The sequence below is a fragment of the Kibdelosporangium aridum genome (assembly GCF_900176515.1).
Lineage (GTDB): Bacteria > Actinomycetota > Actinomycetes > Mycobacteriales > Pseudonocardiaceae > Kibdelosporangium > Kibdelosporangium aridum.
On sequence record NZ_FWXV01000014.1, the window covers coordinates 187,120 to 198,794 of the forward strand.

General features: G+C 65.7%; 12 protein-coding genes and 2 pseudogenes. 8 read left to right on the top strand and 6 right to left on the bottom strand.

Features of this window, described 5'->3' with window-relative positions:
- Positions 1-2,303 (bottom strand): serine protease (locus B9C43_RS49390; RefSeq protein ID WP_143447156.1); only part of this gene is annotated, 2,303 nt, incomplete at its 3' end.
- A 185-nt stretch (positions 2,304-2,488) separates the two neighbouring features.
- On the opposite strand from B9C43_RS49390, the gene B9C43_RS56295 reads away from it, so the two are divergent.
- Positions 2,489-3,445: a cytochrome P450 family protein gene (locus tag B9C43_RS56295; RefSeq protein ID WP_143447148.1), complete on the top strand. Its 957-nt coding sequence runs from the start codon at positions 2,489-2,491 to the stop codon at positions 3,443-3,445.
- Here the strand turns inward: B9C43_RS56295 and B9C43_RS60310 are convergent.
- From B9C43_RS60310 to crcB, 3 genes are read right to left on the bottom strand one after another with little or no spacing between them, the layout of a single operon-like run.
- A complete protein-coding gene (locus B9C43_RS60310; RefSeq protein WP_143447149.1) occupies positions 3,378-3,629 on the bottom strand; it encodes a fluoride efflux transporter FluC in 252 nt (83 codons plus the stop codon). The two genes, B9C43_RS56295 and B9C43_RS60310, sit on opposite strands and share 68 nt — an antisense overlap.
- The gene (locus B9C43_RS49400) at positions 3,626-3,961 is read right to left on the bottom strand and encodes a DUF190 domain-containing protein (RefSeq protein ID WP_084434228.1); all 336 of its coding nucleotides are present in this window, start codon (positions 3,959-3,961) and stop codon (positions 3,626-3,628) included. The genes B9C43_RS60310 and B9C43_RS49400 overlap by 4 nt, the downstream gene beginning before the upstream one ends.
- A 1-nt stretch (position 3,962) precedes the next feature.
- Positions 3,963-4,460 carry a fluoride efflux transporter CrcB gene (gene crcB / locus B9C43_RS49405; protein WP_327225202.1) on the bottom strand — a complete coding sequence of 166 codons (498 nt, stop codon included), beginning with the start codon at positions 4,458-4,460 and terminating at the stop codon, positions 3,963-3,965.
- A 297-nt stretch (positions 4,461-4,757) separates the two neighbouring features.
- Between crcB and B9C43_RS49410 the strand changes: the two genes are divergently transcribed.
- The 4 genes from B9C43_RS49410 (at position 4,758) to B9C43_RS49425 (ending at position 7,608) form a co-directional block, all read left to right on the top strand.
- On the top strand, positions 4,758-5,564 hold the full coding sequence (locus B9C43_RS49410; RefSeq protein WP_084434229.1) for an SAM-dependent methyltransferase: 807 nt from the start codon (positions 4,758-4,760) through the stop codon (positions 5,562-5,564).
- A gap of 612 nt (positions 5,565-6,176) precedes the next feature.
- Positions 6,177-6,662, top strand: a complete 486-nt coding sequence (locus tag B9C43_RS49415) for a substrate-binding domain-containing protein (protein ID WP_200826055.1) — start codon at positions 6,177-6,179, stop codon at positions 6,660-6,662.
- Between the two features lie 273 nt (positions 6,663-6,935).
- Positions 6,936-7,265: a beta-xylosidase family glycoside hydrolase gene (locus B9C43_RS49420; protein ID WP_200826056.1), complete on the top strand. Its 330-nt coding sequence runs from the start codon at positions 6,936-6,938 to the stop codon at positions 7,263-7,265.
- A 115-nt stretch (positions 7,266-7,380) separates the two neighbouring features.
- The gene (locus B9C43_RS49425; protein ID WP_084434230.1) at positions 7,381-7,608 is read left to right on the top strand and encodes a hypothetical protein; all 228 of its coding nucleotides are present in this window, start codon (positions 7,381-7,383) and stop codon (positions 7,606-7,608) included.
- A gap of 64 nt (positions 7,609-7,672) precedes the next feature.
- Here B9C43_RS49425 and B9C43_RS60480 read toward each other — a convergent pair.
- Positions 7,673-7,904, bottom strand: a pseudogene (locus tag B9C43_RS60480) (hypothetical protein); the annotation flags it as partial.
- Positions 7,905-8,316: 412 nt separating this feature from the next.
- Between B9C43_RS60480 and B9C43_RS49435 the strand changes: the two are divergent.
- The gene (locus B9C43_RS49435; RefSeq protein ID WP_084434231.1) at positions 8,317-8,916 is read left to right on the top strand and encodes a hypothetical protein; all 600 of its coding nucleotides are present in this window, start codon (positions 8,317-8,319) and stop codon (positions 8,914-8,916) included.
- Positions 8,917-9,334: 418 nt separating this feature from the next.
- Here B9C43_RS49435 and B9C43_RS49445 read toward each other — a convergent pair whose 3' ends face one another.
- On the bottom strand, positions 9,335-10,204 hold the full coding sequence (locus B9C43_RS49445; protein WP_235039290.1) for a CPBP family intramembrane glutamic endopeptidase: 870 nt from the start codon (positions 10,202-10,204) through the stop codon (positions 9,335-9,337).
- Positions 10,205-10,249: 45 nt separating this feature from the next.
- On the opposite strand from B9C43_RS49445, the gene B9C43_RS49450 reads away from it, so the two are divergent.
- Positions 10,250-10,870 carry a TetR/AcrR family transcriptional regulator gene (locus B9C43_RS49450; protein WP_084434233.1) on the top strand — a complete coding sequence of 207 codons (621 nt, stop codon included), beginning with the start codon at positions 10,250-10,252 and terminating at the stop codon, positions 10,868-10,870.
- Positions 10,871-11,270: 400 nt separating this feature from the next.
- Positions 11,271-11,675 (top strand): annotated as a pseudogene (locus B9C43_RS49455) (integrase core domain-containing protein); the annotation flags it as partial.

Sequence of the window (11,675 nt, forward strand, 5' to 3'; positions counted from 1 at the left end):
CGGCCATCAAGCTCAGTCACCGCAACCGCGTTGACCTCGTTGGTGTGGCCGGTGAGGGTCGCGATCGCGGCGGTGGGCAACCTGCTCCCGGTGGCGAAGCGAACGCGCCAAATGACTTGGTCGGGTGCCATGAGGTGTTTTTGAGCAGTGTTGATGCGGTGTTGGAGTTCGTTGGCGCCGAGCCTCGCTGCGTCAAGCGCGAGGATGCGGCATCGGTCAACCGGGTGACGGTGGCGGTGCTGGTGTTGGGACAGTCGGTAAGTCGACGCCACTAGCTGTCCCTCTTCAGTGCGGGCGTGTGATAGCGCGGTCAGCAGTGGGCCGGGTTCGGCATAGAGGAGAAAGCTGGGATCGTCGAGGACAGTGTCAAGTTGTTGTGCCTCGACGGCGTGACCGGCCAGATGGGTGCGTGTGTAGGCGTCCGCGGTGGCCCAGTCTCGGCCGTGCTCTCGAACCGGCAGGGCGTCGATGAGCGCGCGGACGATGGCCTGATGGGGGTTCGGTTGGGGAGTGTATTTGGTGCAGTGGTCACGGAGATGTTCGTCGAGGGCGTGGTGGTAAAGCCGATAGGACGCCTGTTCGTTGCCGTCGTCGGTGCGTTCGATCAAGTAGTTCGCAGCGCTGTGAAACACCGTCTCCAGGTCGGCCAGCGTGTGGGTGTGGGCCGGATGCAAGGCATCGCTGATCGTCAACCAGCTGCAACCGAACGGAAGCCCGCTCCCCCGGGAGAAGGCCAGGGCGGTGAGGATCCGGCGGACCAGTTCGGGATCGGCGCCGCAGTGGCGTAGATATTCCTCCATCGCCTCACCGACAGTCTCGGGCAGGATACGTTCCCAGCCCGGCTCGCCGATGTTGAGCGGCGGTGTCGTGGCCTGGGTAAGCCAGAGAGTGGTGAGCTGGGCGATCAGGAAGTTGTAACGGGCCCTGCGCGCGATCGCCCAACTGATCCTCCGCAGTTCGCCCGGCGGACGGTTGCGGTACCGGCTCTGAAAGTCGTCATGAGTAAGACGAAGACACACATAGTCAGCCACGTCTTCATTCCGCTGGAATGCGCGGGATTCCAGCGGAAGGCGGGGAATACTGCCGAAGGCGCCCAGGATCTCTGCACGCTTGGTGCCGGAGGGTGCGGTCCGGACGCCGGCCAGGACTCTCGCCGCCCCGGTTCCTGCCAGATTCCGCAGCAGGACAGCGATCTGCCGGGCTTCCGCGACGCTGGCGGCCTCCTCGACCGCGTCGGCGACCATCACCACAGGCATCTGGCCCGCCTGGCGACGTTGCCGCATCGCGGCGAGCAGCTCCGGCGCCGTGGCCACGTCCAGTCCCACAGCGTCGGCCACCTGCCGGACGACGTCATCGCCAGACAGGCCACTGATATGGATAGCGACATCAAACGCACCCACCGGTGGGCGGGGTCCGCTGGTGGGCACCACGTCAGCCCAGGCCGGGTTCGCAGTGACCAACAGGTGCGCCAGCAGTGCGGACTTGCCCGTGCCAGGGCCGCCGGTAACCACCAGCGCAGGTGCCGTTGGATCGGCAAGCCAGTCACAGACCCGCTGACGGGCTGCGTCGCGTCCGGTGAAGTACCAGACACCGGTGTCAGACTGACGCTCTGAGCCGCGGGCACGAGGAAGCCAGTGCGCCGTCCAACTGGCGTCCTCCACCCGCCGATCGAGTAGCCAGGGCCACCAAGACCGCAACGCCGACATAGGCAGCATGTGCCCGCTGCGGTGGGCATCAGTCATCACCACGATCCCCACCACTGCGCCCACGTCGTGATCGAACACCGGCGCGCCGGAAAAACCCCGCTCCACAGCCCAACCCACACCACTGTCGGCATCGAGTTGGAGCCAGTCACCGGTCGGGCCGCTGGCCCCGCCCAACCGTCCGGTGACGTACCGTGCGGCGCTGTCCCCGCTCGGGAAGCCGTGCACCGAGAACCGGTGGCCGAGCACGGATGAGGGGAACGCCAACGGCGCGGCAGTCGCCACGACAGGCTCAGCCAGCCGCAGAACCGCGGCGTCACCGGATAGATCCTCGGCGATCGGCTGCCACTCCACGACCTGGGCCACACGCCGAACGGCGGCGCTGCCGCTGAACGGGAATTCGACCGTGGCCGCATCATTCGGTGCCGGCCCGGTACCGGCGGTAGGTGAGGGCTCTCCGAACTGGTTCGCGACGACATGAGCGCAGGTGACAACGTGGTACTGATCAATCAGCACACCCGCACCCGCTACCGCGCCCCCATCCCCCGGCACCCTCACCAGCCACTCAGGTTTCTGCGCCCTCGCGTTCGCGCTACTCACGACATCACTCGCTCGGCTGCTCGGTTACCTTCGGCTCGCTTCCACCTGCAGGTGCGCATCCGTACCGGTGGTGCGGAGAGCACACGGCCACGCCCCGCCCGACCCTACGCCGGTTTGTTGTGAGCTTCGGTAGGGGACGATTGGGCTGACCCGTTCGCGAACTGGTTTCTGACACGATGTCAGCGATGGCTTCCAACACAGATTCCGCACTTGATCAGATCTTCACGTCGAGCTTCGCGCACAGCCCGTGGAAAAGCCTGGCGAGACATCGCAACACAGGTGGCGTGCACAGAGTCGTAACTCCGGACGGCCCACCCGCGTGGTTGATCACACGGCACGCGGACGTTCGTGCTCTGCTACTTGACAGCCGTTTGTCTACCGAGACCCGGCACGCCGCCACGGGCGAGTATCAGGGCTTCGCTCTTCCTCCTCAGCTCAGCCGACACATGTTGAATGTCGGCCCTGAGGAGCACATGGCCCTGCGACGGGCCGTGGTGCCGCCGCTGGCTCCGAAAAATCCCGCCGAATTGTCTCGCCGTCTCCAGAAGGTCACCACGCAGCTCTTAGCGGGGTTAGACACCTCCCGGCCCATCGATTTTGTCCGGGAAGTGGGGATACCGCTGCCTGCGCTGACGATCGGCGCGATGCTGGAACTGCCAGAACATGCGGTGATGCTGCTGCGGACGTGGGCCGAGGCCGTGGTTGCGCCCCTGCGCCCTGAGACGGAACGAGCGAGAGACACGATGAGCGGAATGCAACGCATCATCGGTGAGGTGGCGGGCATACCACACTCCAGTTCCGGCACGTCGAGTATTGTCGCCGACATCATTCGACGCCTGCAGCACGAACCCTTGAGCACCGACCATACGAACGCTCTATTATTCTATCTGCTTTTTGTGTGGTACGAGGTACTCTCGGACGCGATCAGCGGTGGCCTACTGGCCCTACTCGATCACCCTGAAGAGATGGCAGCGATCAAAGCAGATTCAACACGATGTCCCGGCGCTATTGAGGAGCTTCTACGCTATACCTCGCCTCAAATGCTGGCGGGTCCACGATTCGCAGTCACGGACTTCAATATAGGCAACGCGAGGATCCGGCGAGGACAATGCGTGTTGCTTTCCTTGGCGGCAGCACGGTGACCAGCGTGCCGGGCAGCGCGCTACCGGCGCCGGCCAGCCCGCCGAGGACAAGGCAGCCGGCGACGTTCACGCTGAAGGTACCCCAGGGAAAGAGGCTGTCGTGGCGAGTTTGGACGGCGCGGTCGGTCAGGTAACGCAATGGTGCTCCGATCATCGCGCCGAGAAACACCAGGACGGCGGTCATGATTTTCCTTGGTGCCGAACGACGTGGACCTGGTCGAGCAGGATTGTGCCGTCGGTGACCAGTTCGTCCAGACGTGGCAGGAAGGCCCGGACGCGTTCCTCGGTATCAATGATGATCACGACGACGGGCAGGTTGTCGGCAAGATCAACCGTCCGGTCAGTGTGGATCAACGAGGCGCCGCTGTAACCCTCGCACCCGTACAACACCGTGGCGCCCGCCAGCCCAGCGTCGCGAGCTCGTTCGACAATCTCGCCGTAGAGCGGCTGATGGTGCCAGCGGTCGTCACAGCGCAGAACGATCGACAGCCGCAGGGCCGGTTCGACCAGGCGCACGTCACACCACCCGTTCCGCGTTCCGTGCCAGACCGGCCATCGCACGCGTGAGCCACGCTCCTACAGCGACGGCCAGCATCGCGCCGATCAGAGTGCCCGCCAGATAGGCGAACGCGATACCCACAGTGCCAGGCTGCAGCAAACCGTGGATCTCCACCGCGTAAGTGGAGAACGTCGTGAACCCACCGAGAACCCCAACACCGAAGAACGGCCGCACCAGGCGGTGGGCCGACCACACCTCGGTGACCAGCACCATCACCACACCGATCAGCAAGCAACCGGTCACGTTGATGACGAAGGTCCCCCAGGGAAAATGACCCGGTTGGACCGGCAGCAACACGCCCATGCCATAGCGGGCGACCCCACCAAGACCTCCACCGAGCGCGATCACACCCAGCACGGGTGCGTGCGAGCGGACCAGTTCACGCCGTTGGCTATCAATGCGCAGGTCGACGTCCGGGTCTATCGGTTCGATCAGATCACCGATCTCGCTGCTCACTCACGTCTCCTACTCATCCGCCGGGCATGCTTCGCCCGGATCGAGTAGGGACTGTTGGCGGCCGGTCGGCTGCGGTTCTCCGAGTTCGGAACGGCGAGCCCCCACCCGCCGTCGGCAACCAATCCATTCAAGGCGGACGGGATCGCTGTCTTGGCGCACACCAAGATCACGCCATGTGAGCGTGATGCGGGCGTGGGCAAGCGGACAGGGCATGCCGGTTCACCCGCTTGTGGATCATGGTCGGTAGTAAGTTTCGGTACGAACGGATGCCGGTGATCTGCGTGAGGTGCGAGCCCTGTGTCTGAACAGTCATGGTGGGTGCCCGCCAGCGTCGACGAGAACGTGCCGAGTGCCGCGCGCATCTACGACTATCTACTCGGTGGCGGGCACAATTTCCATGCTGATCGGGAGATCGCGGAGCGGTTCAAGACGGCGTTGCCCGGCGCCCCGGAGATCGCCCGGCTCAATCGGGCGTTCCTGCACAGGGCGGTGCTGTTCATGATCGAGCAGGGCATTCGTCAGTTCCTCGACATCGGATCCGGCATTCCGACCGTGGGCAACGTGCACGAGATCGCCCAGCGAGCGGCCCCGGCTGCCCGGGTGGTGTACGTGGACAGAGAGCCGGTCGCGGTGAACCACAGCCAGCTGATGCTCGGCGCCAACGAGTACGCGACCGCGATTCAGCAGGATCTCCGCGAGCCAGACGGGATCATGGAGCACCCGGACGTGCGCGGCCTGCTGGATTTCGACCAGCCGCTGGGCCTGCTGATGGTGGGCGTGTTCCACTTCATCGCGCCCGAGTACCAGCCCCGCGAGCTGCTGGCTCGTTACCGGCAACGGCTCGCCCCAAGGAGTTTTCTCGCGTTGTCCCATTTCACGGCTGACTCCCGTCCGGCGGAGATGGCGGCCATGGTCGAGGTCATGAAGAAGAGCGCCGACCCGATCTACCCGCGTGGTCACGAGGAGTTCGAATCCTTCTTCGACGGTTTCGAGCTGGTGTCTCCTGGAGTCGTGCCGACCGCGGACTGGCGTCCCACCAGGCCCTACGACATCGACGGTCCTGAACGGGAACAGATCTACGCAGGCGTCGGCCGCAAATCCTGACCTGCGGGGTGACTCGCCCAGGTGTTTGCGTATGGAGGCGTCGTCGGCCGTGGGAGAAGCAGCCACATGGCGCGGGCATAGTTCTTTCCGGTTCCGCGCTTCGGGTCCGTGGTGCCCTTCCCGGCCGGGGGTGGGAGATCCGGGAGGACACCATGGTTGTCGGCGCCGCTCTTGGGGAACGGAGCGCTGCCTAGCTGGATCCGCGACCTCGACTGGGCCGGCTCGAGCCCCGGCTTATCGCGTGTCGGTGGCGGTGAGTGTGATCGGTACGATGACGCCGAGCCAAAGCTGGCACAGCACGTAGCGGGTGCCGCTCAGTAGTGGATGTCGCGGCTGATCCGATCTGGTTGCAGAACGAGTCGTCGAGGTCGAGGTCGTACATAGGCCTGCTCCCGGCGACGACGGGTTTGTGCGCGCCGTCCCCGAAAATTCGCGACGCGACGACGTCGCACCACTAGCGCAGAGGCCGGCGTCCACCACGCGGTGCGCGTCCACTCGAGAACCAGTGACAGATGACTGTGTCGCGCCTCGGTGCGGACCGTCCTACAGTGACCAACGTGGACAGCGATCCCGATGGCGTAACAGCGCTTGGCCTGGTGCGCCGAACGCGACATGTCCGCCCTCGTCGAGGAGTACGCCTCACTGCCCGACTACTTCACGGCTGAACGGGACGCGGTCGGCCGGCTGCTCAACCGCGATCCACGACCGGACGCCGTCATCGGCATCTACTCCGACTCCGGTCACAACATCCTCGCCGCCGCCCGGCACCACGGGCTTCGGGTACCGCGGGATCTGCTGGTGGCGTGCATCAGTGAGGATCCGGATTACGCGACGACGACCCCGCCGGTCACCACAGTCAGCCTCCGTCCGGACCGGGTGAGCGACGAAGCGGTCGACCTGCTGATCGCTCTCATCAACGCCCGCACCGGTGTGGACCGACGTCGACTCGTGCAGCCGGTGCTGGTCACTCGCCAGTCCACACGGCGCCCGGTGCGGGAGAGCAGTCCAGTCGACGCTGTGGGCGCTCGACCTGATGCAGCAGGGCTGCACCCGGCCTGCCACATCGAGGGCGACGCCGTCCCGGACGAAGGGGCGTAACCGATGGGGGTGATCGAGCGGGCGAACCGGGAGTGCTTCATCCACCAGTCGCCCACCGCGATGAAGGGCCAGATCGGCTACCTGTCTCGAGCAGTTGGGTAGCGCGAAGGCCGCGGTTGGACGAACGCCCCTGCGGGCTCCTGGGTTTGCAAGTCCGGTGACACCACCACAGCGACCTGGGGGTAGGCGCGGACGGCATCGGCAACATGGTGTGGACGGGCCGTGTGCCCGCCGGCGGCACGCCCGGTATGCCGGTCGATGCACTGCCCCGTGGTGACCATCGACTTGTTCACCGACGCCCGCCTCAAGCCGCAGTGGGAGTGGCACTACCAGCCGCACGCGGACCGGTGGTCGTTGACCGAACGCCCAGGCTTCCTGCGGTTGAAAGCGTTCGCACCACGGGTGGCCAACCACCTGGCCAAGGCCGGGAACGCACTCACCCAACGGGTGCTGCGTACGGTCGGCGGCGCGACGGTGACAGTCCGCCTCGAACTGACGGGCCTCCGGTTTTGCTCCAGTTCGGTGCACCACAGTCCACACCGGACATCAAACCAAGATCGCCCGCCGAACCTGCTTTCGCAGGTCAGCGGGCGATTCTCGTAAGCTATTCGATTGTGGGCCTAACGCATCAGCATACGAACCGCTCGGTGCTGATCGACGGGCCTGAGATCACGATCCGCCCGGTGGGCACCCGCCGTCTGGTGGCAGGTGGTTCCCGATGAGCCGCCGCATGATCATTACCGGATTGACCGACCTGCAAGCCGACGGCCTAGCGTGCGTCTCCTGCGGAGCGGACTACCTCAGGGTGCCGACGCCGCATGTGCCGGTGGGTCGGTCGGTGACCGGCTCGCAGGTGTTTGCCTGCGTCGGCTGCTGCCCCGAGGGCACGCAGCTCGCAGTGGGAGGTGTGTTGCGCCGGATTTTGGTGCAGGCGGCGCCAGTCTGACCAGTGGTCGGTGTGCGTCGGGTTGGGTTGGGCGGGTTAAATCGCCCAGAGGCGGCGGATTTCGTTACAGAACAACGAAATCAGACGCTTGCCGTCGGTGGTGGCGCCCCTTTTCGTCAAGCTGGCGTCCGCGGTGGGCGGTGACCGCGAGGAACGCGGCGGCGAGCACGAACAGGGTGATGTGCCGGTACCAGGCGTCGTAGGGGCGGACCTGGTAGTGGTCCGCGCAGCCCGGTCTCGTTCTCGGCCAACTGGAAGGTTTCCTCGCCCTCCCAGCGACTTCCGGCGACGCGAAGCGGTCGCGTAGCTTAGGGGTTCGGCTTGCGGGCGTCAGTCTCACAGGCCTCATTCGACGAGGCCAGCCGCGATGTTGCGGGTCAGTTGCTCGACGCTTTCCTCGTAGCTTGGTTGCCGTGTAGTCGCACGAGCACAGCGTGGTGGAAGCAGCGGGCTTGGATGGTCAGTGCGGCTTGGTATGTGTCGACTTCGGCAGGTATCCCGCCTGCGTCTTGGTAACGGTCGAGTGTCCACTGCAGTAGACGGGGAAGTTCTCAGGTCCGCCGGGTGCAGCGGCGACGGCGGGGCACGCCGCACTCACGGCGGCCTGGCTGCGCCTGGTCGCATGACTGTGCCTCGCGATCGCCCGGTCGCTGACGCAAGGCCCAACCGTTGCCCGTCGTGGCGGGCTGATCAGGCAAGCTGACCTGTATGGGGTCTCCGAAGCTCTGGATGCTGGCGCTGATCGCCGTCCTGGTCGCGGGCGTGCTGGTGTCGACTGGCGCCTTCACTGATCCGCCGAAGGCGTTCTGCCCGGACGAATACGACAGCGACGACGTCGCGAACTTGTCGCAGCTCGACGACCGGGCCGAACCGCTGGCTCCGGCGGGACCACGGCCGATGCTGATCTTCGAGGTGCACAACGAGGAACCTCTGCTCGCCCGGGCCGACACGCCGGAGGACGGCGAGGCGACCGACATCACGAGGGAGAGCGGGTCGCTACCCGATTCGTGGTACGCCAAGGACAAGGTCCAACTGCTCGTCTGCCAGTACCGGCACCACGTCGGTGACGGCCCGAGCGATCAATGCGCCGGCATCCCGGTCCTGGCCGCGACGTACACCTACAAGATCTACGCGGCCGGCACCAAAGACCTGCTCGGCACGTTCGACATCAAGGGGGACAAGAAAAGCTGCTTCGGGATCATCGTCTCCCGCAAGGGCGCCGAACCGCGGGAGGTGTTCGAACCCGACATGCCCGAGGTGTTCAACCGGCTGCGCCAGTACGCCGAGCCGGCTAGTACTCCAGCCTGACTTCGTGATCTTCGCTGGTGAGGGGTGTGAGGAGGTGGTGCGGCCACCAGTTGATCATGAGTGGTTGTGTGGACCTATCAAGATCGTGTGGTGGCCGCGGGCGCCATGGTAGGCCCCGCTGGGGTGGACCCTGTCGGCTGGCGGGAGACGTTCGAGGCGCTGATGGCGCGGGTGGAGCCGCGGCAGCGTCGAGTACCGCTGAGCACGTTGATCCGAGTCGCCGGGCGACGGTGGACCGTCGAGGAGTCCTTCCAAACCTCGAAGGGGCAGACCGGGCAGGACGAGCACCTCAGGACGGCGGGGCACCAACCACCTCCAAGACCAACCCTTTCACCACTGGAGACAGCCTGTCCAAGCCGACCGTGAAGATCAAATAACACCGTTCAGCGATCATGGGCGAGGCGCGAGGTGGGCTTGGTCACAGCAGGGGTAGCAGGATGGGGACGGCGTTGACGGCACCGTGGACGGCGACGATGGGCCACATCATCCGGTACTTGCTCCAGAGATAGCCGAGGAACAGCCCGAGAACGCCCTGGTTGACGAACGTCGACGCGAGGTCCACCGGCAGGTCACCGCTGCTCTGGATGGCGACGTGCCAGGCGGCCCAAAGCAGGGACGCGAGCATGATCGCCGGCCACCGGCCGAGGATCGCCTCCCACCTGGACTGCAGCCAGCGGCGGTAGAAGACCTCCTCCAGCAGGCTGTTGACGAGGAACCCGACGACGAGCACGAGCACGAGCGTGGCCAGGTCGACGGTCGTCGCGAAGTCGCTGGACGGCATGGCCCACGGACTCGCGTAGCTGAGGAGAACCCACGCGGCCACCGGGATCGCGGGTGCCCAGCGCCGCCACACGTCCGGTTGCCCACCTGCCGGGCACCAGGCCGTTCCCCTGCGCCGCAAGCTCCAGAACATCGCCACAGGAACACCGAGCAGCAATAGCACCTTCAACAGGGTGTGGGCAGGCTCGCCGCCACCAGCCAGTCGCAGCGTCACCGCGAAGAGCACCGCCGAGGCCAGGAGAACACCCGCTTCGAGACGGGGTTGGCGCTCCGTCGACGTGATCGCGGCGGGGAAGGGCATCAGGCGCACCAGCGCGAGGCCGGTGAGTACGGGAATCCAGCGGAACCACATCGGGACGGTGCCGTCGGTGTCCGCGGAGTATCGGACATCGGTGTTGCCGGTCAGCACGAACCACAGCGCCGAACCAGCGATCAGCAGCAGTCCCACGACGAGCACGACTAACCCCGCGGCACGACCGGGTGCCGCCCCTTGAGTCTTATTTAGCACGCTTGTACTGTATAAGAGACCGTACAAGCGTGCTATAACCTGGGCATGCCGAAGCTCGTCGACCACGACCAGCGGCGGGCGGAACTGGCCCGCGTGGTCTGGGACGTCATCAGCCGGGACGGCATCGAGGGCGCGACCGTGCGGAAGATCGCCGAGCAGGCCGGCGTCTCGATCGGCGGACTACGGCACTACTTCGACAGCCAACGCGGCCTGCTCCTCTTCGCGGCGAAGGCGATGGCCGACAAGGTCACCGCCCGCATCGCCGGGCATCTCCGCGGCGACCTGCCCGGCCGTGACCGGGCCCGGCTGATACTCGAGGAACTGCTGCCACTGGACGCCGACCGGCGGGTGGACGTGGACGTGTGGCTCGCCTGCCTGATGCGCTCGCGCTTCGACGAATCACTCGCCGAACTGCACGCCGCGGGACTCCCCGGCGAACGGCACATCTGCCGACTCGCGGTGGCGCACTTCTGCGGACAACCACCTCCGGAACACATCGGAGACCCGCTCGACAACGCTCACCTCGACCGGCAGGCCTGGCGCCTGCACACGTTCATCAACGGCCTGAGCCTGCAGGCGGCGATGTACCCACGCGAGTTCCCGGTCGAGGAGATCCGGCGCCTCCTGCACGATGAACTGGCCGCCCTTCTTCCCGATACCCCCTGACTCAGCAGCCCACCACCTCGAACAGGAACACCCTCCACCACGCCCCAGCAGGCCCCCAGCTGATCGTGGTGGACCCGACGGTCCACGCCCTCGACCCGAGCCTGGCGCACCCAGCCCTTCACACGTTCGATACCCCGGCCATCTGACAGGGCGGCATCGCGCCGTGCTCAGCCTCAACAGCGAACATCGGGCAGGCGATCCGCCCAACGAACCGCGCCCAACCCAACAAGGCTTCGCCACCGGACCAACGATCCGACAACCCAACTACAAGATCAACATTGCTTGACGAGGCACCAGCTTGGTACCCAAGTCCATCGCATGGAAAGGGGACTACAGCGCACGCCGACGCCCGAGCGGACGACCGCCCACTCACGCGGCAATCACGAAGCTTGTCCTTCGGTTGGCCCACGACAACCCGCGTTGGGGCCACCGGAGAATCCACGGCGAGCTGACCCGGCTCGGACATCGGATCGCCGCATCGACCGTCTGGAAGATCCTCAACTCGTCCGGCATCCATCCCGCACCGCGTCGCACCGGTCCCACCTGGAAACAGGTCCTGGCCAGCCAGGCCCACGGCATCATCGCCGCAGACTTCTTCCACATCGACACCGTCCTCGGCAAACGCCTTTATGCCCTGGTGTTCCTCGAGCACGGCACGCGGCGGCCACACATCGCCGGTGTCACCCAACACCCGACCCAGGAGTGGACGACACAACAAGCCCGCAACCTCACCGCCCAGTTCGGCACCCACTCATTCCGATTCCTGCTTCCCGACCGCGACGGGAACAACTCCTCGACGTTCGAC